General features: G+C 43.3%; 16 protein-coding genes. 6 read left to right on the forward strand and 10 right to left on the reverse strand.

Translation table 11 applies throughout. The features are described 5' to 3' along the window. The first annotated feature begins 45 nt into the window (after positions 1-45). From GVO60_RS13205 to GVO60_RS13220, 4 genes are all read left to right on the forward strand, one after another. Positions 46-438, forward strand: coding sequence for an ATP-binding protein (locus GVO60_RS13205; protein WP_159654762.1), 393 nt, complete (start codon positions 46-48; stop codon positions 436-438). Further along, positions 417-854 carry a DUF3859 domain-containing protein gene (locus GVO60_RS13210; RefSeq protein WP_159654764.1) on the forward strand — a complete coding sequence of 146 codons (438 nt, stop codon included), beginning with the start codon at positions 417-419 and terminating at the stop codon, positions 852-854. Before GVO60_RS13205 ends, GVO60_RS13210 begins: the two co-directional genes overlap by 22 nt. Positions 855-992: 138 nt before the next feature. Beyond that, positions 993-3,710, forward strand: a complete 2,718-nt coding sequence (locus GVO60_RS13215) for a bifunctional diguanylate cyclase/phosphodiesterase (RefSeq protein WP_159654766.1) — start codon at positions 993-995, stop codon at positions 3,708-3,710. Positions 3,711-3,874: 164 nt separating this feature from the next. Next, positions 3,875-6,049 carry a CHASE3 domain-containing protein gene (locus GVO60_RS13220; RefSeq protein WP_159654768.1) on the forward strand — a complete coding sequence of 725 codons (2,175 nt, stop codon included), beginning with the start codon at positions 3,875-3,877 and terminating at the stop codon, positions 6,047-6,049. An 82-nt stretch (positions 6,050-6,131) separates the two neighbouring features. Here the strand turns inward: GVO60_RS13220 and GVO60_RS13225 are convergent, their stop codons facing one another. The 9 genes from GVO60_RS13225 to GVO60_RS13265 form a co-directional block, all read right to left on the reverse strand. Next, complete coding sequence (locus GVO60_RS13225) at positions 6,132-6,761, reverse strand: MarC family protein (protein ID WP_159654770.1); 630 nt, start codon at positions 6,759-6,761, stop codon at positions 6,132-6,134. Between the two features lie 67 nt (positions 6,762-6,828). Further along, positions 6,829-8,325, reverse strand: coding sequence for an EAL domain-containing protein (locus GVO60_RS13230; RefSeq protein ID WP_159654772.1), 1,497 nt, complete (start codon positions 8,323-8,325; stop codon positions 6,829-6,831). A gap of 137 nt (positions 8,326-8,462) precedes the next feature. Next, positions 8,463-9,605 (reverse strand): ABC transporter permease, encoded by a 1,143-nt coding sequence (locus tag GVO60_RS13235; RefSeq protein ID WP_159654774.1) that lies wholly within the window; start codon positions 9,603-9,605, stop codon positions 8,463-8,465. After that, positions 9,602-10,786: an ABC transporter permease gene (locus GVO60_RS13240; RefSeq protein ID WP_159654776.1), complete on the reverse strand. Its 1,185-nt coding sequence runs from the start codon at positions 10,784-10,786 to the stop codon at positions 9,602-9,604. The genes GVO60_RS13235 and GVO60_RS13240 overlap by 4 nt, the downstream gene beginning before the upstream one ends. 7 nt (positions 10,787-10,793) lie before the next feature. Then, positions 10,794-11,771 (reverse strand): HlyD family secretion protein, encoded by a 978-nt coding sequence (locus tag GVO60_RS13245; protein ID WP_159654778.1) that lies wholly within the window; start codon positions 11,769-11,771, stop codon positions 10,794-10,796. A 9-nt stretch (positions 11,772-11,780) separates the two neighbouring features. Continuing rightward, positions 11,781-13,178: a TolC family protein gene (locus GVO60_RS13250; protein WP_159654780.1), complete on the reverse strand. Its 1,398-nt coding sequence runs from the start codon at positions 13,176-13,178 to the stop codon at positions 11,781-11,783. 107 nt (positions 13,179-13,285) lie between these two features. Beyond that, positions 13,286-14,812 (reverse strand): tripartite tricarboxylate transporter permease, encoded by a 1,527-nt coding sequence (locus GVO60_RS13255; RefSeq protein ID WP_159654782.1) that lies wholly within the window; start codon positions 14,810-14,812, stop codon positions 13,286-13,288. A gap of 18 nt (positions 14,813-14,830) precedes the next feature. Continuing rightward, positions 14,831-15,349: a tripartite tricarboxylate transporter TctB family protein gene (locus tag GVO60_RS13260; RefSeq protein WP_159654784.1), complete on the reverse strand. Its 519-nt coding sequence runs from the start codon at positions 15,347-15,349 to the stop codon at positions 14,831-14,833. Between the two features lie 196 nt (positions 15,350-15,545). Further along, on the reverse strand, positions 15,546-16,517 hold the full coding sequence (locus tag GVO60_RS13265; protein WP_159654786.1) for a tripartite tricarboxylate transporter substrate binding protein: 972 nt from the start codon (positions 16,515-16,517) through the stop codon (positions 15,546-15,548). 437 nt (positions 16,518-16,954) lie between these two features. Here GVO60_RS13265 and GVO60_RS13270 point away from each other — a divergent pair, with 437 nt between their 5' ends. Beyond that, the gene (locus tag GVO60_RS13270) at positions 16,955-20,014 is read left to right on the forward strand and encodes an HD domain-containing phosphohydrolase (RefSeq protein ID WP_159654788.1); all 3,060 of its coding nucleotides are present in this window, start codon (positions 16,955-16,957) and stop codon (positions 20,012-20,014) included. Between the two features lie 36 nt (positions 20,015-20,050). On the opposite strand, the gene GVO60_RS13275 is transcribed toward GVO60_RS13270, so the two are convergent. Further along, positions 20,051-20,848 (reverse strand): hypothetical protein, encoded by a 798-nt coding sequence (locus GVO60_RS13275; RefSeq protein ID WP_159654790.1) that lies wholly within the window; start codon positions 20,846-20,848, stop codon positions 20,051-20,053. A 250-nt stretch (positions 20,849-21,098) separates the two neighbouring features. On the opposite strand from GVO60_RS13275, the gene GVO60_RS13280 reads away from it, so the two are divergent. Next, the gene (locus tag GVO60_RS13280; protein WP_159654792.1) at positions 21,099-21,794 is read left to right on the forward strand and encodes a GntR family transcriptional regulator; all 696 of its coding nucleotides are present in this window, start codon (positions 21,099-21,101) and stop codon (positions 21,792-21,794) included. Positions 21,795-21,805 lie beyond the last annotated feature (11 nt).

The raw sequence follows: 21,805 nt of genomic DNA on the forward strand, positions 1-21,805 counted from the left end.
ATTTTGTATTAATATCCAACTTATCAATACTTACAGAATATCAGTATGAGTATCAAACTAACCTTGATTCGTGGCTTGCCAGGCTCGGGGAAAAGTACGTTGGCGAAGACATATAGCTGCAATCATTACGAGGCAGATATGTACTTCATCCAGTCTGATGGTACGTACCTCTATCAAGCCGAAAAAATTGGTGACGCGCATCAATGGTGTAAGGCTATGACAGAAAGATCACTGGCGGCAAAGCAAAGTGTCGTGGTATCCAACACTTTCGTCCGGCGCTGGGAGATTGCACCTTACCAAAAGTTAGCCCGTCAATATGGGGCGACTTTTGAAGTGATTGAGTGTACTAACCAATACGGCAACATTCACGGGGTTGACCCAAAAACAATAGCAACAATGAAAAAACGGTGGCAGCAATGGCAAAACGCTCAGCGATAGTCGAAATGACATCGTATGGAATTTATAGCGAGTGGGACTCGAAAGCCAAACAGTTACCTAAAATTCAAGAGTTTACAACTAAAGTTCCGGCTGATGAAGATATCGAGTTCGGCTTTATCATTAACGTAAAAAAAGCCAAAGGCGAGGTTGTGGAGTTTTGCATTGATCATCCTGGAGTATTAGGGAAAAAGGGTCAGGTGCTTGAGCCTTTTACTGGTGATCTGCATGTAGGCAGTAATGATTGGGACTTTTACCTAGGCGACACAATCCAACTTCTTGACCCTATGAATGGTTTTGAATCCAATATCGGCAAATGGCGTATGACTATTTCAATGAAAGGTAGAGTCGTTGCAGATAAAACTTTTGATGTCTACTCAAGGGATGAAGGGGAGTTTTGGAAGAGACGTGGTTTTTAGAAGTAAAGTGATTCAATAGTAAGAATAAACGAATGTTTATAGTCGTACCAAATACAATAACTTAGAGCCATATCAAATCAGATGCTGAGTACTTTATATAAACTCTGTTTATAGAACTAAAAATATAAATAAGTTTGTATGAACCGAATCCGCTTGCTCAATCTAAACTTGCAGACCAAAACAGCCCTTTATTTCATTTTTGGCCTGCTTGGGGTGACCTTGAGTTGCCTTTTCATTACCCGTTATTTCTTCTTAGTCAGTCTTGATAGTCTCGAACGTATGGAGTCTGAAAGAGCAAGCGCTCAAGCGAACAGTCTCATTAATATGGTCGTTGAAGAGCTTGAGTCGCGTTCTTATGATTGGGCATATTGGGATGAAACCCATGAGCTTCTAATAGAGAAAAACGCAGACGAATATCGTGAACGAAACTTATCAATCGATGTTCTGGACTCATTGGGTTTAGATTCAATGATTTTTAGCACTCTACAAGGAGAAAATATTGTCTCCATTGTAAGAGAAGAGAATGCAGCGTTCGGTGGGGGTGACTTGTTCGAACACCCAGGAATTCAAGAGCATATAAGGTCTATGCAAGGCTTACTCGATAGTTATCGAGAAAGTTTCAGCGGTCTCATCGTCTCAGGAGAAAGTGTTTGGAATATTAGCATCACACCAGTAAGAGGCAGTGAAGGTACTTCGGCTTCCTCCGGTTGGCTTATTTGGGGCGAAAATCTTACTTTTCGATTCCCTGGCAATTTTGAATCCGTTCTTATTGCGGACAATAAGATAGAGCTCGTTGATCCTGAATTCGTTGGTCAAGCCTCTGAATTGGTGCAACCGTATGAGAAAACAGAACAAACCATTACCCAGCGTATTTCTTTATACGATATTTCTGGCTTACCTATCGCCAAACTTTCTACCACAATCGGTCGTAATCATTTCATCAAAGGAAGCGTAATATTCAGCTACTTATTCATCGCCGTTGCTGTTGTTGCCACCTTCATCTCATTCACTACGTTTTTGTTGTTTAGGCGTCGAGTCGCTGTTCGTTTTTCTGATTTAGAGAAAGATATAGATGAGCTCTTCGCGGCATATCAATTGGATGGATTAAATCAACCCAATAAGGATGAGCTTGATCGATTGATGAAGTTGGTTCAAGCATTAGCGAATAACAATTCAGTTACCCAAGAACAGTTACAAGATGCGCAGCAAAAATTTGATGCGTTATATCAAAGTCGCACTATTTCAATGCTACTGGTCAGAGGTAGAGAAATTGTTGATATTAACCAGACGGCACTAGAGTTATTGGGGTATCAGCGGGATGAAGTTATTAATCAACCTTTAGACTATTTGTGCCCAGATAATGCTCAGCCAGAATGCCAAATAGATGAAATGCATCGTCAGTATCAACAAGGCGAAACTCAATTTGAAGCTCAAATGCTTCCTAGAAATGGAGACTGTATCGATTGCCACTTGGAAGTCAGTACGATTCAATATCAAGGTGAGGATGCATTGATGTTGTCAATTCGCGATGTAAGAGAAAGCAAACAACAAGCAAAATTAATCGAAGACCTAGTCGAACGAGACCACCTTTCTGGTCTTTGGAATCGCAAGGCGATAATGGAAAAAGCTCGCCATCTCGTATATACGGCTCCCAACCGATTTTCATTTCTCTACGTCACCATCCCAAACTTGAAACAGGTGTCTGAACGATATGGGCATCAAGTGTTTGACGAAGCGATGGTCTTTATTGCTTCGCGGTTTGGTGTCAATCTCGCGAGTTATTTAGTCGGACGTATCAGTGAACATGAATTTATTGTTTTGATTCCGAGTAAATCTGAATGTGAAGAGGCCGTTTTGGGTGCGACTCGGTTAATGGAAGAGTTGAAAGAGAAACAGAAAATTGAAGGCATTGAGCTTGATCTGAATTGTGCGATTGGTCTGATTGATCCTGATATAAGCCACGAAGCTTTAGACGCACTAATTCATTCGGCAATTTTTGCAATTGAGAAGAACAAAATGAACAAACTGCCGATAGGGATTGTTCGAATTGATCAAGAGCAGTTTGAGCAAGCGCAAACGTCTTATGCGATTAACAATGATCTAGCGGCCGCTATTCAAAATGGTGATATCTGTGCTCACTACCAAGCCATTGTTGATACTAAAACAGGTAATATTAATGGCTTTGAAGCTTTAGCTCGTTGGAATCATCCTAAGTTTGGTCAGATATCACCGGTCGTCTTTATACCTTTGGCAGAGCACAACGATCTAATAGTCGAACTTGGTGAAAGCATCTTAAAGCAAGCGTGTCAGTTTATAGAGCGACTTAATCGAATGCAGAAAGAGCGTGGTAACTCGCCATTCTCTATTCATGTTAACTTGAGTGCACCACATTTTTATCATCCAGATTTAATCGCCTATCTAAAGCAACTGGTCATTCAATACCATATTCAGCCGGGTCAACTTGTCATTGAAATCACGGAAAGTATGTTACTTGGGGTAGAGCAAGAAATTAGTAACCGAATGGATGAGATCAAACAGCTTGGCGTACTCTTTGCCTTGGATGATTTTGGTACTGGATATTCATCTTTCAGCACCTTATGTAGCTTTCCATTAGATATCGTGAAGTTAGATAAGTCTTATATTGACCAACTTGAAACCAATGATAGAGCAAAAAGTTTGGTGAGAAATATCGCGAATATGGCTCTTGAGTTAGGATTAACCACGGTAGCAGAAGGGGTAGAAACTGCATCACAAGTACGTAAACTGGCGAAATGGCGTATTGAAGAAATTCAAGGTTACTATTTCTACAAGCCTCAATCCGCTGAGGAAATAGAAGCTAGGTTCGAACGCGAGTAGTCACTAAATAAAAGTTTTTAGAGCCTAGAGAGTTCAAATTTTCTGTATTCTTAGTCATAAACTAAGACTTTGGTTTGATTTCTAGATTTGTCTTCTGAATGAGTCTATACCTTACATTAGCGAACGCAAATGTAATATCCCGAAGAAGGATTAAGGATAGATTCATGCCTTTTAGAAATGTTCCCCTACGTTTTAAAGTTGCACTTGGAGCAGCTGTACCGCTAATTCTACTCGTTATCTTAACTATTATTGCGATTAACAGTTCACGTTCTCAAGTTGAAACGAGTGCGATGGTAGATCATACCCATAAGGTGATAGAGCAGGCGATGAAAATCGAAGCTGCGGCTGTTGATATGGAAACCGGTATGCGTGGCTATTTGTTGGCGGGTAAAGAGGGTTTTTTGGCTCCTTACAAAAGCGGCCAGCAGGAATTTACGCGCTTAGTCAGCAAGTTAAAACAGACAGTTAGTGATAACCCTGCCCAAGTTAAACGTTTAGGTGATATAGAAAATACCATCAATGGGTGGCTCAACAATGTTACTGAGCCTGCCATTCAACTTCGCGGTGAAATTGGCCATGCGAAAACGATGGATAATATCTCTGATTTGGTGGCTGAAGCTCGCGGAAAAGTTTACTTTGACAAGTTTCGGGGGCAAATCAATCTGTTTATTGAGCGTGAAGCTAAGTTGCTTGTAGATAGACAAGAGCAGAATACTAAAACGTTTGAAGGCAGCATTAAGGATCTCAATCGAATTAATAGCCAAGGGTATATGTCCCTTCAAGATTACAATACGTTTTCATCGACGCTTAACGCTATGGATGAAGCTACAGGCTGGGTAAATCATACTCATAAAGTGATTGAAGCCGCACAACAAGTACTTGCGGCAGCAGTTGATATGGAAACGGGTATGCGAGGGTTTTTACTCGCCGGTCGTAGTGAGTTCTTAGACCCATACAGACAAGGTAGCCAATCATTCGAGTCTCAAGTAACCGATTTAAAAAAAACAGTCAGCGATAATGCTGCTCAAGTGAAGTTGCTTGGAGAAATGAAGACGACCATCAATGAATGGCAGACAGATGTTGTAGAACCGATGATTCAACTTCGAACAGACATTGGCGATGCGAAGTCGATGAATGATATTGCCAAGTTAGTCGGTGAAGAACGAGGAAAAGTCTACTTCGATAAGTTTCGTGGGCAAATTGCCGATTTCATTGCGATGGAAGACAACTTGATGGCGAAACGTCAAGCTGCGGCAACTGGAGCGGCGGAGTCGACAGAAAATACTCTGATTATTGTTTCAATTACTGCCATCATTCTTGGTTCAATCATTTCATTAGTTGTGTTGAAAGCGATTAATGAACCCGTTAGAGAAGTCGCAAGAGGCTTGGAGCTTTTAGCCAAAGGTGATCTGACAGCGTCAGTAAAAGTAGATTCGAAAGATGAACTTGGTTTAATGGCGGCTAGTTTTAATCAGGCTGTAGAAAAAACCAACTATGCGATGTCTCAAGTCTTATCGACTACCGATGAAGTTGTTGAAGGATCGAATTCAATTAGCCAGGCCAATAGCGGCATGACTCAAGAGTTACAATTGCAATCAGACAAAGTCGCGCAAATCTCGGCTTCTATCGAAGAGATGGCTGTCAGTATTCAAGAAGTTGCAACGAAATCGGCAGATGCAACAGCTAGTGCACAAAGTGCTGGTGTGACAGCAAACGAAGGTGGAGAGATAGTAAATAGCACGATAACGGGTATGAACTCAATCAACGAAGCGGTGGCGGCTTCTTCAAGTAGTGTTGCGGAGCTTGGTAAACGTGGGGCAGAAATTGGTGAAATCATTAACGTGATAAACGATATCGCAGAACAGACAAACCTGTTAGCGCTTAATGCTGCGATTGAAGCTGCGCGTGCGGGGGAAGCAGGTCGAGGCTTCGCTGTCGTGGCGGATGAAGTAAGAGCACTAGCCGATCGCACCACAACGGCAACACAGGAGATAGGCCAATCCATTGAAGCGATTCAAAGTGAGACTCAGCATGCTGTAGATCGTATGGAAGTAGGGACGAATCATGTTCACGAAGGGTTAGGGTTAGCCAAAGAAGCGGGGAATAGCCTCGGGGAGATCGTTAGTGGAGCACAAGAAGTTGCAGGGATGATTGACAGTATTGCTGCGGCAGCAGAGCAGCAATCATTAGCGAGTAGCGAGGTCGCGAAGAATGTTGAGAGTGTCTCCGAAGCGTCTCTGAGTGCGACTGATCAAGCAAATAATGCGGCTGCTTCTGCGCGTGTATTGGCAGATAAAGCCGAGTCACTGAAACAGCTAGTCAATCAGTTTAGAGTCTAGGTAAATATTCAATAAAAACGCCTCCAGTATGGAGGCGTTTTTTGTTTAATGGCATAAATGTGTGACTGACGTACTCTGAAGCCTATGCTGGTTGGAAGAGCATGTATGCATCATGCACACCTTGAATAAACATCTGCATACCAATGACAGTTAAAATCAACCCCATTAATCGGGTGACGATACTAATACCGCTTTCACCTAGCTTATCAACGAGTTTGGGGCCAAATAAAAAACAGATGAAAGTAATGATACATAAAGAAGCAAATGCCCCAATTGTCACAAAAATATTGAGCATGTCGCCAGAAGCTGAATAGTTCATTGCGGTTGCTATTGTGCCTGGGCCCGCAAGTATTGGCAGTGCTAGTGGAGAGATTGCTACATCTTTTGGCTCTTCTTGTTCTTCGGGCTGAGAATGAAGCTTAGAAGAGCTCCCTTGTAGCATATGATAGCCAACCAGAAAGACTAAGATGCCGCCAGAAAGCCTCAAGGCTGGTAATGTAATACCAAAGACTTCGAAGATCCCTTTACCCAATAAACAAAATGCTGCAACAATAAAGAAAGCGGTAATCAATGCTTTGGTGGCAGTGGCTTTTCTTTGCTGTGGTGTTTGATCACCTGTCATTCCTACAAAAACTGCGGTGTTAGCGACTGGGTTCATCATAGCAAAGAAGCCCATAAAAACGGTGACAGCCGTGGTGGTTACATCGTGCATAGTTTGACCATATATTTGAGTGTGAAACCATAATAATCATGACATTAACATGATTTATAAATCTGCTCTATAACCAAGAATTCTCAATTTCTTTGAGGCTACATGGTTTAGCGAAGTAGTAACCTTGAAGTTTATGTACACCCATCTGAGCGAGATACTGAGCTTGATGTAGCTCCTCAACACCTTCTGCAACCATTTGTACGTCTAGTCGATGACCCAGTTCAATAATGGTATTAAGCACTGCGGAGTTGACTGTTTCCACACCGATGGTATCAACAAAGCATTTATCAATTTTCAGGTAGTCAAATTCGGTTTGTTGGATAACCGAAAGTGCCGTGTGTCCTGTGCCAAAATCATCGATAGAAATTTTGATGCCATGTTGACGTAGAAAAGCGAGCGCGTTTCGACCTAGTTCATCAAGTATTTGGCGCTCGGTAATTTCGACAGTTAACGTTACCCCGAGCAGCTTAAACTTCTCAGCGTAGTTGACCAGTGTTTGTAGATGTTTTTGTTCGTGTAGGTAAGATGGTGGCACATTAATACCAAGCGATGTACTAAATGTGTTTTTAGATTGATTTATCTCACTATAAGCAAACTCGAGCACGTAATCCGTAATGTCATTGATAAGCTGCTGTCTCTCGGCAAGTGATATAAAAATATCTGGCCTGACGAGACCTAATGAAGGGTGCTGCCAGCGAATCAAAGCTTCCATCCCCAGAAGTTTATGAGTTTGGCTATTTACTATAGGTTGGTAAGCAAGAAAGAACTCTTTACGATTGAGGCCATTTTTCAGATCTGCACCAAGATCTTCTCGTTGTTTGAGCTTGCGCATCACGAGAAAGAGAATACCAGAGATCAGCAAAGATAAAGGAAAGCTAGTCGAAAAAGCAAAAAGAATGGTTCGATTAACATAAGTTGGGCTTACTTCGATGAGTAATGAAAAACCGTATTGTCTAGATGTTAGTATTTTATATACGTAGTTTGAGTCGAAGCTACGAGTACTTGGGTAAATCTTCCCATTGAACTTCGCGGTAATATGATTGATTTTGTCATCTTCAATATGAAGAATTCTGTCAACTAAATAGCTCTTATCGATAACGGCAAAGACGCCGTTCTTTCCGCCATCTTGAATAGAGTTTGCGACAACGATAGTACGCTTCTCAGGATCGCCTTCAAGATCGTAAAGGAACACACCATTAGTTATAGGTTGTCCGTTTAGGATCGGGGTGATATCTGCATTCAATTTACCGCGCTTTGATGAACACACGGCGATGTTGTCGCGCACTACAATTAGCTCTCGGAGGTTACTTGCAAAGAGTAATTTCTCACCAATAGCTTCACAACTGCTGAGTTGATTCATGGCTAGAGAGGTATCAATCTGAATTTCAGTAATGACATCTTCTATGCGATCAACATAGTTTGCACCTGCCGTTTTAAGCGTATTTTCTATTCCCTTTTTAGCAAGATATAGAGAGACAGGTGTGACTATCAAAAGTGGGATTAGTAAATAAGCTAACAGCGATTTGGTCGCGAACGTGAGTTCTTTGCTGGTAGATACCTTCATACAGTCCTAATTCATAGTTATTCGTTGTACTAAGCGTAGCTTATAATGATAAAACTATTGTTATCTCATTGATATTCTTTGACTAGTTTTTGGCAAAAACTCTCAATTTATTAGTCAATAAAGTAGGGGACGTATCATCAATGATGACTGTTTAATCTGCCTTGGCGTTTTAGTGCCCACCAAGCTAACAGGATCCAAGCGAGGCTTTGGAGCCATAGTTGGCTGTATGGCAAACTGATATCACTCCAATCGCCGCCCATTTGGTTGATCGTCAAGAAGCCTTTGATAGCTGGGGTGCTAGGAAACAGTTGAGATAGCCAAACCATAGCGCTTGGGATAGCTTCTACTGGCCAAATAAAGCCGGCACTGAATACCAAAGGCATTGAGCTGATGAGTATCACTAATGTGACTAACTCGCGTCTTGGGGTAACTGCTCCCACCCAAAGTCCTATTGCGCAAGATGAAACAAGGAATGGCAGTAATAGTGATAGAAGGTTCCCCATGCTGGCTAATTGGTTAACACCATGCATGGAGAAACTGGCACCAAAGTAATACATGCTTAATAAGTAATAGATGACAGTAAGAACAACCACGCGCGCCAACATCAACTTGCTGGTGGAAACGCGACTCCAATATCCTCGACCCTGTTTTTGTGTACCGACCATCAAGCCAGACGCCATCGCCATGGTTTGTTGTAAAATGAGGATAAAGACAGCAGGTACAACATAGTCGACATACCCCATACGAGGATTGAAGGTCGGTTTTAAATTAAGTTTTGTTGCGGCGTATTGGTTTTGTGCTTGAGATAACGGCTCTCCATCAAGGACCAATTTAGCGACTTTGGTTTCTGCTGCTAGGGTGCCACCAGCTTGAGCTAGACCTTCCACAATAGTGCCGTAAACCAGAAAGTACGAGGCATCCCCAGCGTAAGAGAGTGTCGGACTTTTACCGAGTAAGAGATCTTTGTAAAAATGTTCAGGGATCACCAGAATGCCACTCACTTCACCTTGTAAGAAGGCTTGATGTGCAGCTTCTAAAGAGTAGTCACGGCGCACGACATCGACTTGCGGCGTCGCATCAACCATACGCTCCAATTTAAAGCTGGTTTGGCTCATATCCAAGTTTACGACACTGATTTTTTGCTCTCGCGGTGTTTGATGACTGTATGGCAGTGGATAAAGAAATGAGTAAAACACCACGCCGCCAAACACAGTAAGTATCACGACAGGGTTAGTCAGCAGTGCTTTCAGTTCCGCTTTCAATAATGCTAAAAAGCTCATGCTGGTTCCTTAGTCGTGTTTGGTTGAGACGAAAGCGTATCCAATTCTTGTTGATGGCGAAGGTGCTTTCTTATCAGCAATAGACTTAACAGTGCAGGGAGCAAATAACCCAACATCGGCAGTAAATGCTCTAAAGATTTTAACCATTCTTGCCCATAACTGACTTGGCTTACCTGAACTTCAATGTAATGACTAATCGGCAGCAGACTACGCCAAAACTGCGCAAGACCACTCATGTCACTGACTGGGAAGGTAATCCCCATGAACGCAAAGCTTGGCGCGGTGAATGCACCAGCAAAGCTCATTGCTCTTGCCGGATCTAACGTTAAGAAAAAGAATAAGCACCCCATGATCATACAAGCGATTAAGGTGACCCACTGAGCTAACACTAGCACGGCAAAGCTACCATTCATCGGCCATTCAAATCCTAGATAGAACCAACAAAGATACGCAAATCCATGTAAGGCAAAGATGAACGTGTAGGGAAATAGAGTCGAGCACAATGCACGGACGGGGCGTTTCGCCAACCAAGCATTAAGACCTCTATCTCTTAAGTTAGCGGCTAGAATTAGGATGGTCGAAACCACCACGGCAATTTGCCATAGCGCAGGAATGATGGCTGAAACCAAAAACTGCGCGTAGTTGGAGTTTTTATTAAATAATGGCGTTATTTGCGTTCTTACAGGCACGGCTTTACCCATGGCAGAGAGTAGCGTCGTGTCGCCTTTCGCTAAATCAATGCCAGTGCTTATCTGGGCGTTAAATGTACCTTGAGCTTGAAGAAACGCAGAATTTAGCAGTTTGCCGACCAGAATCATTTGGCTGTTGTAAAACACACTGACTTGAGGCGCGAGTTGCTTATAGATATCCGTTTCAAATTTGTTCGGAATAACGGCATAAGCGTATATCTCGCCACGAACCAGTGCGGTTTTAGCTTCGGCGACACTGTTGTAGTTTTGGGTGACCTGCATAGCTGAAGTTGCGTCATAGTAGCGAATCAGCTTTTGTGACATTTGACCAGGGGCGAAGTTGACCACACCAACAGGGAGATCTCGGGCAATACCCTGCGAGAATACAGCCCAAATCATCACAGCAAGCATGATTGGAATCCAGGTCAGGCTTGATAGTAGCCACTTGTCGCGTCTAACTATCGAAACTTGAGAAACAGGTTCAGTGCTCATACGTAGCTCAGTCGAGGTTCACAACAAGGCTCATACCCATACGCAGATCAACATCTGGCTGGGTAGGGCGCGCTTCAACTTCAAAGGTACGAAGATCAAACCCTTGTGACGCATCTGTCGAGCGCCAAGTAGCAAAATCGCCCATCACAGCGACATGCGTGACCTTAAACTCTACGTTTTTATCTAGAGCAGGAAGGTAGGCCTCAAAGGTAGTGCCTTTATCAAAGTGTTTTAACCAATCTTCGCGAACGTTCAGTACTGCCCATGAATCTTTGGTATCGATGACAGTCACCACAGGGAAGCCTTGCGGGGCTAGTTCGCCGCTTTGCAAGAGCACTTGAGACACTTCGCCATCAAACCAGCTTTCAATCGCAGTATCTTTTGCGTAGGCTTCTACTTCCGCAACCGCGCCTGCAGCCATGCGTGCTTTTTCTGCCGCAGCGACTTTGGTTTCACTTCGAGCGCCTTCTTTCGCCATTTGATACATCTGGAATGCGGCACTTTCAGTGTATTTTGCAGCATCCCATTGAGTTTTCGCTTCGTCGCGTTTTTGCTCTGCAACCACACCGTCGCTGTATAGGTTATTGACTCTTAGGTAGGTCTTTTCCATGAGGGATGCGGCAGCTTTGGCTTTTAACCATTGATCTTTCGCAGCTTGGATCTGTTGGCTACGAGCGCCTTTTTCTGCTTCTTTTGCTAGTGCTCCTGCGGCTTTTTCACCTGCTTTAGCTTGTTCAAGTTTTGCGGCAATTTCTGGGCTGTGCAGCGTGAAGATCAACTCACCTTTTTCGACAGAATCGCCTTTGCGTACCAACACTTGGTCTATACGACCCGGTACTTTAGAAGAGATACTGTATTGCTGAGATTCAATTTGACCTTGTAAACGAATCGGTTTTGGTTGGTACGCTTGGTAAAAGCTGAATCCCACCCAAGATGCGAGAGCCAGTGCCGCGGCAGTCATGACTAGTGGTTTTGCATTTTTCATCTTGAGTCCTTAAAACGTAGAAACGGCAATCGCGTTGTCTTGATACTGGTTGAACGCATCCATTTCATTGGATAGCGCTAATAATTTTGATAGTGAGATTAAGTAGTTAAAGCTTGCCGCTGCTTTTTGCGTTTGTACGCTGGCCACATAAAGCTGTGCGTCGACAACATCTGTAGACGTTGAAAGGCCTTGAGAAAACGCTTTTTCTCTAAGCTTCAAGTTTTCTTGAGCTAATTGAATGCTGGAGGCTAAACCTTGGACTTCTTCTTGAGCTTGTTGGGCTTCTAGGTAGGTTTTTTGCACCAACACAGATAAGTCTTGTTTAGCTTGCGCTTTAAGAAACTTCACTTGAGACAGCGCGCTTTTGGCTGCCTGTACGTGGTCGCTACGGCCGTGAGTGTCGATAAGTGGAATATTAACGCCAACACCGACCAACCAATCAGGTTTCATTTGGCTTGCGAGAGAATCATCTTCGTACAGACTGTAGTTACCATAGAGGTAAACCTCTGGGTAATATTTGCCTTTCTCAGCTTTGATTAGGCTATCTGCTTGCTTTTGCTTTGCATCTAATAGGTCTAAACCTGGGTAGGTGTCTAAAGTTCGATCGACAAACGCATTCAGTGGGGGTAGAGACGAGTTAATAAACAATGAATCTGACGGCTCAACAGTCGCATTTTGATTAAGGATTTGGGTTAATGCAGCTTGAACAATATCGAGTGATTTTTGCGCTTTTTTACGTTCAATGACCGCTTTGTCTAGCGCTGATTCCGCTTGTAAACGTTCTACTCGCGCAATCTGACCTTGCTGCTCTAGTTTTAGAGCATTGTCTCTGTGTTTGGTCAGCCCTTGTTCAACCAGTTTGCGTGTTTCTAAGACATCTTGTGCAAGTAGAACGGAGAAATAGTACTTGCTGAGGTCTTCAAAGCGAGCTTGAGTTTCCATCGCCAGTTCACTTTGCGCCTGCTCTTTTTTCCCTTCTGCCGCGGATTGTGCTGCGTTAATTCGGCCACCGGTAAAAATAGGCCAAACCGCTCGGATAGAAGAACTAAAAATGTCTCGCTCTGTGATGGTTGAGGTGATACCACCAATTCCGGCAAGTAGAGGGTTCAGTGGGCCCAAGTTTGGTAGAGCTTGACCTGTGCTTTCAAAAAGTTGTTCGCCAGAGACGGTCACATCAGTATCGAGTCGAGTGTAGTTTGCGCCAATAGAAACTGACGGGAGGTTTAAACTGTCGGTAGCGTTTTGTAGGTGCTCATAACGTTCGACATTCGAACGTTGAGCCGCGAGTGAATTGTTCTCTTGTTGTAAAACTTGCCAAGCTTGGTCGAAGCTAATTGCAGCCGCATGACTTATTGGAGAGAAGGCACCAAGACAACCAATTAAAATCGCTAAGGGACGCATCGACATAGGAAATGTACTCTAGCTGTTAAAAAATAGAGTTTATACTCTAGAGTTTGATGGGGCAACAAAAAAGGGACACCGAAGTGTCCCTAAAGAAGATAGTTGGCCAATTGTTATAATTCAACTTTTTTAGGAGTTGCTCTAAGCTTTTGGAACAGCTTTACAAACACTGGACTGCACAATACAAGGACCGCCAATACAGTGAAAGTCATGGTGATTGGTCGTTCCCACAAGAAGCTTAACTCACCATCGCTGATCATTAATGCGCGACGTAGGTTTTCTTCCATAAGGCCACCAAGAATAAATCCTAGTAGTAGTGGTGCTAATGGGAAGTTTGCCAATCTCAATGCTATGGCTGCCATTGCGATGAGCAGCATGATGAACACATCCATAGTATTGAAAGAAACTAAGTACACACCCGTGATAGAGAAGAACAATATCATCGGAAGCAGAACCGTTCTTGGTACCGCAAGAAGCTTCGAGATGTAAGGGATTAAAGGCAAGTTCAAGATAACCAGTACGATGTTGCCAAAGTACATAGAAATGATCACTGACCAAAATACATCTGGGTGCTCAACAAATAGGCGCGGACCAGGCTGAATGCCGTAAGCGATTAGAGCTCCTAGCATGATAGCCGTAGTACCAGAGCCTGGGATACCTAACGTAAGTAGTGGTACAAATGAGCCACTTGATGCGGCGTTGTTTGCAGATTCTGGTGCAACTAGACCACGGATGCTGCCTTTACCAAATTCTGCTTTTTTCTCTTTTGGCGCCAAGTTACGTTCAAGACCATAGCTTAAGAAGGCGGCGATGGTTGCGCCGGCGCCAGGCAATACGCCAGTAAAGAAACCAAGAATAGACGAACGAATTGATACAGGCGCCACGTCTTTAATCTCTTCTTTGGTGACTTTCATGCTGCCGATATCGCTAAGTTTGCGTTGCTCGTCACCACGGGTATCTTGTTCCGGTTTTAAAATGCCCATTAAGGTTTCGCCGAGCGCGAAAGTTGCCATAGCTAATAGCAAGAAGCTAAAACCATCCATAAGATCGGTCAGACCAAAAGTAAAGCGTTCAACACCAACACCTTTATCGATACCAACCGTTGAAAGCATCAAACCAAGTACTGTCATCATCCATGCTTTGATCACTTGACCTGGGCCGGCAAATGCTGCGACCGCAGATAAACCGAGTAGCATCAGTGCAAAGTAATCTGAAGACTGGAAGCTCAGTGAAACACTTGCTAGCGCTGGTGCAGCAACTAACAGCATAATGGCAGATAGCGTGCCGCCAGTGAACGATGAGTATGCTGCGAGCGCAAGAGCTTTACCTGCTTGGCCTTTTTGCGCCATTGGGTAACCATCAAACGCAGTAACAACGGTTGATGAACAGCCTGGAGCATTGATTAGAATTGATGATGTAGAGCCGCCGAAGACCGCACCATAATATACACCAGCCATAAGGATCAGACCTGAAGATGGGTCTAAACCATAAGTAATTGGGATCATCAGCGCAATGGCTGAGATTGGACCTAGTCCCGGAAGCATACCTATAAAGGTACCCACGAAACACCCAACGACCACCATCATGATGTTCATTGGCATTATTGCGGTCGAAAGACCTTGTAAGATTCCATCTAACATTTTGTTTTCCCTATCTTATTAAGACCACATAGTGAAAATAACGCCAGGCTCAAGATAGATATCTAAGCCTTGGGTGAGAAGCAAATAAAACGCAATCACGAACGGGAATGAAGCACCGAAAAGGATTGATTTGCGTCTTTCACCAAGTAGGTAGAATCCTGCAAGCAAGAAGAACCCCGTTGCTAGAACAAAACCAAGGTACGTTAGGCCTACGCCATAAAGTGCCATTAGAACGAGGAAGCTAATCAGTAGTTTCCAATTGAACTCAATAACAGCACCGCTTTGTTTATCTGGTTGACCTGTGACGAGTAAAAGTAATGACAAACCGATACCTGCGAAAGTCAGAAGAGTAGGTAAAGTACGCGCGGTAAAGGGTTCATATTCGTCACCAGGGAACAATGGGATCTGCGTGGTTTGGTAGCCATAGCATAGGCATACGAGCAGAAATATCATCGCACCAACACGATCACGGCATAGGAGGTATTCTTTAGAAAAGAAGTTTCCTTTATTGAAAGAATTCGTTGGTAAATCAGACATATCCAACTCCATTTGCTTTGAGGGGAAGAAAAAGGCCGTACAAGAGGGCTAATGAGCATGTATTCATTAACTAAGTAAACCTTTTCGCTGCTAGTCGATTCGGTTTAGCTGTTTACAAACTATAAACAAGGAGATTGATGTTATCTCGTGTACGGCGAAGAGGGTGAGGGCAGTGGTTAAGCTGCCCTCTACAGGGTTACTTCAAGAAACCAAGTTCACGCATTAGGTCGCCCATCTGCTTCTCTTGATCTTCTAGGAAAGCGTAGAAGTCTTTGTCCGCTTTGTAGTTGTCAATCCAACCGTTGCGATCACGAACCACTTGCCACTCGTCCGTTTTGTACATCTTGGTCAGAGCAGCGTTCCATTCATCGATTTTCGCTTGGCTTGCACCTGGTGCTGCGAAGAAACCACGCCAGTTAGCAAATACAGTTTCATTGCCATATTCAGTTAGTGTTGGGATGTCTGGAGCTGCATCAAGGCGTTTTGGTGCGGTTACTGCGATCACTTTTACTTGACCAGATTTAGACATCTCTAGCACTTCACCAAGGCCAGTAGAAAGTAGTTGAGTTTCGCCTGAAAGAAGCGCTGCCATCGCTTTGCCACCTGCATCGTAAGCGATGTAACGTACTTTCTTCGCGTCAAATCCTTCGCCTTTAAATGCTGCTGCAACAACAAGGTGGTCCATACTACCGCGAGCAGAGCCGCCAGCGATTTTTACTTTACGCGGGTTAGATTCGAAATCTTTTACGACATCTTCCCAAGTGTTGTATTTAGAGTCAGCAGAAGCCACGATTGCGCCGTAATCCGCAATAGTCGCAGCGACGGGTGTTAAATCACGGAATGATTGAGGGAAAATACCTGTCAATGAGCGAACAACGATAGGAGTCGAGTTCACCATTAGCGTGTCTTCTTGACGTTCTGCTGTTTCGATAAGGTGCGCAATAGCTTTACCACCGCCGCCACCTGATAAGTTTTGGAAAGAGACATTGTCTACGATGTCTGATTTCACTAGCACATCACCTGTACCACGTGCAGTCATATCCCAGCCACCGCCAGCACCACCAGGGATTAGAAAATGGATTTTCTCAACATCAGCACCAATTGCGCTGAAAGAAAATGATGCGGCAATGATTGAAGCTGCCAGTGTTGGTTTTAGTACCTTAAACATGATTCACGTTCCTTATGTAGGTTTGTGTCTCTCTAAGAAAGCACACTTATCGTTATGAATTATCTATCTACAAGGGAGGGATGCTTGTTAATAGATGTGCTTAAAGTTAATGGAGTGTTAAGGGTTTGTCTGTAATGCGTTGATAAAAACAATATTGAGCATTAAGTCGGTTTTGTTCATTAAGTTCACGGTTGGATTTATAAAATTACCGTTGGTTGTATTGTATGTGGTTATGCGTTATAGATTAGTGACCTAGCACGAATTGTTGAGGTTTATAGTGTGTAATTACGAGTAAGTGGTTATGCAACGACTACACTATTTTAGTGAGTTTGCTAGGTTATCTCTTACGACAGTATTCTATAGCCACGGAGGGCTTGCAGTTGGTCGGCTTAACACAAAAAAAACAGAAGTTTTCAATTCGCTTCACGGTTGGCACTATGTTCATCATGGCGACGGTGATGACGTCACTTTTAGCCATTAGTCTTCAATATGTATTTACCAAACAGATGTCACAGGAACATGTGCTAAACAAACTGGTGATGGCAACGACGGATGTAAGTGACTATATCCAAGAGGTCGATTTAAATGCCAAAAGCAGCGCCCGGATACTAAGCCGCCTTTCGAATACAATTGATCATCAATGGAGTGAGGAGGAGATTAAAACTCTGCTCGTTCAGGTATTAGAAGATAACCCTCTGTTTTATAGCATTTATATTGGTAGTGATAACGAATATTTCTATCAGATAATTAATTTAGATTCTTCTCCAATCGTTAGGCAACGTATCGAAGCATCACCTAAAGATCGCTGGGTCGTTATTCGAATTTCGGGATCTAAGCAGAACCGAGTTAGGGAGACTCTCTATTATACCCCAGAGTTCACCTTAACCAACGCGCGCACTGAATCGAGCAATTACTTTCCAACTCGCCGGCCTTGGTATGCATCTGCAAGCGTTGACTCTGTATACAAAACAGAACCTTATCTCTTTAAACATTTAAAAATCACCGGTCAAACGTATTCGGTACGCGGTAAAAGTGCCGTACTTGGTGTCGATATCGTCCTCTCGTCTATAAGCGAAAAACTCACACCGAGCTCTTTAGGATTACCGGATGACGCTGGCGTTGAAGCGTACGTGTTTCACCATTCAGGTGAAGTGATTGCGTCCAATACGTCATCAAAGGAATCAACAGAAGATATGGTGGTAGAGCCAATCTCATTGAATACGGAAGAAAAGCAACTCGTAGAGATGACGCCATCTTTACTTGTTTCTAACCAAGTGGACTGGCGTCCTTATGACTATACAAGAGCAGGTGAGCCGCAAGGTTATTCTATCGATTTGCTTAAATTGTTGGCGATTAAAATTGGTTTAGAGCTGGAGTTCATTAATGGTTTTAAACAGACCTCTTTATTAGAAAAGTTACAAAGCAATGAGATCGATGTTGCTCACTCCTTGGTTGGCTTAGGTTCTGAACTCAATCGGCTGCTTTTATTTGAAGAGCCACTCGCGATGGCGAGTAATAGCCCGGTTCTGCCAGCAGTTCAAGAAATGCATTTTGGTGTGTTTGCAGGTCATGATTTTAGCCAACAAGTAAGGCTGTTTAATCCTAGCGCAAAAGTAACAATATTTAATGACAGCCAAGAAGCGATAGATGCACTGAATCGCGGGCAGATTAATGTGCTAGTCGATACAAAACGAGCACTGGAACATCGCAATCAGATTAACCAGTCAATGCTTGCTATCCACCCTTTTTGGATAGATGCAACGGTGCCATTTTACCTTTCCATTAATCAAAAACAGCATCATCTCCTGCCTTTATTCTCAAAGGCATTAGCAAGTGTGACGGCTGAGGAGTTTGCCCAATTAGATGAGTTATGGTACCGAGAAGCTAAAGATAATCGAGTTCCTTATGCTGAATTGTATTCAATGAGCCAGTCTCCAACCTCTCAAGATTCCATTCACCGAGGAAATGTCAGTGGGCAAGCTGCTTTTCTCTATGTAAGTGCCTTGAGCGGTGCTGCTGGTGACGGAGAATATTTGGCGGTTGTTGTCCCTGAATCGATTGTGATGGCACAAGTATATCAACGGGTCTATACGACATTAGGTATTACCATGCTTATCATGGGGCTTCTTTTGCCACTTGCATGGGTGTTTGGTTCGCCAATCGTAAAGCCGATTCGAAAACTGATTCACCAAACGCATAAGATTAAGCGTCGTGAGTTTGATGCTGTTGAGCCCGTCGACTCGAACATTAAAGAAGTTTGGGAGCTGTCAAATTCTATTCAGGAGATGGCGCAAGAGATAAAACAGCGCGAGAAACAACAGCAAGATTTTGTTGATGCGTTTATTCAGCTAATTGCGCAAGCCATCGATGATAAGTCCCCTTATACGGCTGGGCATTGTAACCGAGTGCCAGAACTGGGCATGATGTTAGCGAGAGCTGCTGAAAAGTCACAATCTGGCCAATTCGAAGCGTTCAAGTTTGAGAATGACAATGAACGTAGGGAGTTCAGAATTGCAGCTTGGCTACATGATTGCGGCAAGATCACGACACCAGAGCATATCGTAGATAAAGGCACTAAGCTTGAAGCAAACTACAATCGAATTCATGAAGTCAGAATGCGCTTTGAAGTGCTATGGCGAGATGCTGAAATCGAATTTCTTCAATCACAACTTTCTTCAACTCTGAGTAAAGAAGAGGCGTTGACTCAATTACACTCCAAGAAACAGCAACTCCAAGAGGATTTTGGTTTTATCGCGACGGCGAATGTTGGCGGGGAGTTCATGAGTGATGATAAAGTTGAACGAATCAAACAAATTGCGGCTCAAACGTGGCAGCGCCATTTCGATGATAGGTTGGGTTTATCACCGTTTGAAGAACTGAATAAGTCAGAGTCGGAAGTGAGGCTACCCGTAACAGAACCATTATTGTCTGATCGCCCTGAACACATTGTTAAGCGAATTAGACCATTGGTATTTGATCCGAGTTTTGGCATCAATGTCGATGTGCCAGAGCATCAATATAATTTGGGTGAAGTGTACAATCTGTCCATTAGTCGTGGAACCTTAACAGCAGAAGACCGATTTAAAATCAACGAGCATATGATCAGTGGAATCAAGATGCTTGAAGCACTACCATTCCCTGCAGAACTAAGCAATGTTCCTCGTTATGCCTCTACCCACCATGAAACGCTAAAAGGAACAGGTTACCCACGTAAGCTTAGCGCCAAAGATCTATCAATACCTGAACGAATTTTGGTCATTGCCGATATTTTTGAAGCGCTCACCGCAGCAGATAGACCGTATAAGAAAGCTAAGCCAGTCAGTGTGGCCATCGATATTTTATATAAGATGGCACTTGATGAGCATGTCGATATTGAGCTGTTTAGATTGTTTTTATCGAGTGGTGTGTATAAAGAGTACGCAGAGCAATTCTTACCTGCAGAGCAAATTGATGAAGTCGATATTAGTCAGTACTTTTCGGAGCAGAAAGTCGCTTAATTAATGGATACGCTAATCAACTTGAGGTCAGGTTGATTAGCGACTATCCACCAATAGTAGCTTTGCACTTCGATAAGCAAAGTTCATACTTTCGATTTCGTTCGGTCGATTAACTAGCTGATCAACGGTTGGCAATACAACAAAGAAAACAAGCGGATCCGGATTCATTTGACGCCAAGTTGCGTTTTCTGAGGGCTTTTTATAGGCCTGCAAGTTAATAGTGAGTACCAAATTGGTTTCATCTAACTGACTGTCTTTGAATGCTCCCAGCTCATGGACAGCCCCCCACAAACTTTCAAGAGAGCGTTCATTACTACTCTTTAAGAAAAACTCTAGTTCGAGCGTCTCTTGCGCATTACGTACGACAGAGACGAGTCGTTCGGTTCTACGTACTCCATCTTCGAAGGGCAGGTAACCTAAGTTATTGTCGACAATCTTCTGTGATTGGGGGCAAACCTGAATGGTGTCTGCACTTTGCTGGCTGGCATACAGTTCGCAAGTAAACTGCTTAATCAGAGTTTCTAAACCTAGATGAAACTCATCTTGATAGAGATCGGTAATAGACAAACTATTGCTAGCGATCACCTCTGAAAAAATCGTCGCGGCATTATTGTTTACTTCGGCTGTGTCATTGACGGGTACATATCGATTTTGCTTGATCGCACTTTTTAACACGTTATTCGATTCAATCACTGAGATCTTTTCATCAGAGTATGTTGAGTCTCTGATCGACGGGTAATAGGGGGTTCGTTCAGGCTGTGAAAACATCGAACAACCTAGTAACGAAGTGCTTAAAGCAAATAGAACTGTAGAGTTAACGATATGACTGCGCATTGCTCTTCATGAGTATCTCAAAAATGACTATGTATCGATTCTATGCCCTTTGACTTAACTCGTCATTAACTCCATATCAATTTTGCAAACGTACTAGCGTTTTGTTCAAGCGACATCTGCGAATTAAGAGTTATACCTTAGTCTAAATTGTCGACAATTCCCTTGATTGTCGACAATGTTGTAGTCTATTTTATAAACAAGTTAAGAAATTGTTGACACTCTTTGAATGGATGTCTTCTACGGATGGGCTATGAACGTTGAACTAAAACCAAGCTATAAGTCAGCAGGTGGTGAGAAAGAGAACACCAAATCTGAAACGCTGACGGAGTCTCTAGTAGAAGCTATTGTAGGTGGTGAAATTGAGCCTGGCAGCAAAATCTCAGAGCCAGAGTTGGCAAAAAAATATTCTGTAAGCCGAGGGCCACTACGAGAAGCCATTATGCGTTTAGAAGGATTGGGGCTGATTGAACGTATTCCACATGTTGGTGCTCGTGTTATTACTCTCTCTCCTGACAAGTTGATCGAGCTTTACGCAGTGCGGGAAGCGCTAGAGGGGATGGCAGCCCGCTTAGCCGCCCGTTATATCACCCAAGAAGAGTTACTGGGCCTAGAAACCTTATTGTCGACACATACCCGACATATTGAGCAGGTAGAAGGCGCATCTTATTTTCATCAGCATGGCGATTTTGATTTCCATTACCGCATCATCAAAGCAAGTCGAAATAGCAAATTGATAGGATTACTTTGCAACGAGCTATATCACTTGCTGAGGATGTATCGCTACCAATCTCCGCGCTCGCAATCGAGGCCTGTCGAAGCACTTAATGAACACAAACTTATTCTTCAGGCGATTCGTAATCGTGATGAAGAACTATCTGAAATGCTAATGCGACGCCATATATCGGGCAGTCGAAAACTTATTGAACAACAAATACTAACGGACTAGAGGATTTCATC

The organism is Vibrio atypicus, assembly GCF_009811315.1.
Lineage (GTDB): Bacteria > Pseudomonadota > Gammaproteobacteria > Enterobacterales > Vibrionaceae > Vibrio > Vibrio atypicus.

What these genes read in the sequence shown, in the direction of transcription:
- GVO60_RS13205 (WP_159654762.1), top strand. Translation starts at nt 46, where the DNA reads ATGAGTATCAAACTAACCTTGATTCGTGGCTTGCCAGGCTCGGGGAAA.
- GVO60_RS13210 (WP_159654764.1), top strand. Translation starts at nt 417, where the DNA reads ATGGCAAAACGCTCAGCGATAGTCGAAATGACATCGTATGGAATTTAT.
- GVO60_RS13215 (WP_159654766.1), top strand. Translation starts at nt 993, where the DNA reads ATGAACCGAATCCGCTTGCTCAATCTAAACTTGCAGACCAAAACAGCC.
- GVO60_RS13220 (WP_159654768.1), top strand. Translation starts at nt 3,875, where the DNA reads ATGCCTTTTAGAAATGTTCCCCTACGTTTTAAAGTTGCACTTGGAGCA.
- GVO60_RS13225 (WP_159654770.1), bottom strand. Translation starts at nt 6,761, where the DNA reads ATGCACGATGTAACCACCACGGCTGTCACCGTTTTTATGGGCTTCTTT.
- GVO60_RS13230 (WP_159654772.1), bottom strand. Translation starts at nt 8,325, where the DNA reads ATGAAGGTATCTACCAGCAAAGAACTCACGTTCGCGACCAAATCGCTG.
- GVO60_RS13235 (WP_159654774.1), bottom strand. Translation starts at nt 9,605, where the DNA reads ATGAGCTTTTTAGCATTATTGAAAGCGGAACTGAAAGCACTGCTGACT.
- GVO60_RS13240 (WP_159654776.1), bottom strand. Translation starts at nt 10,786, where the DNA reads ATGAGCACTGAACCTGTTTCTCAAGTTTCGATAGTTAGACGCGACAAG.
- GVO60_RS13245 (WP_159654778.1), bottom strand. Translation starts at nt 11,771, where the DNA reads ATGAAAAATGCAAAACCACTAGTCATGACTGCCGCGGCACTGGCTCTC.
- GVO60_RS13250 (WP_159654780.1), bottom strand. Translation starts at nt 13,178, where the DNA reads ATGTCGATGCGTCCCTTAGCGATTTTAATTGGTTGTCTTGGTGCCTTC.
- GVO60_RS13255 (WP_159654782.1), bottom strand. Translation starts at nt 14,812, where the DNA reads ATGTTAGATGGAATCTTACAAGGTCTTTCGACCGCAATAATGCCAATG.
- GVO60_RS13260 (WP_159654784.1), bottom strand. Translation starts at nt 15,349, where the DNA reads ATGTCTGATTTACCAACGAATTCTTTCAATAAAGGAAACTTCTTTTCT.
- GVO60_RS13265 (WP_159654786.1), bottom strand. Translation starts at nt 16,517, where the DNA reads ATGTTTAAGGTACTAAAACCAACACTGGCAGCTTCAATCATTGCCGCA.
- GVO60_RS13270 (WP_159654788.1), top strand. Translation starts at nt 16,955, where the DNA reads ATGTTCATCATGGCGACGGTGATGACGTCACTTTTAGCCATTAGTCTT.
- GVO60_RS13275 (WP_159654790.1), bottom strand. Translation starts at nt 20,848, where the DNA reads ATGCGCAGTCATATCGTTAACTCTACAGTTCTATTTGCTTTAAGCACT.
- GVO60_RS13280 (WP_159654792.1), top strand. Translation starts at nt 21,099, where the DNA reads ATGAACGTTGAACTAAAACCAAGCTATAAGTCAGCAGGTGGTGAGAAA.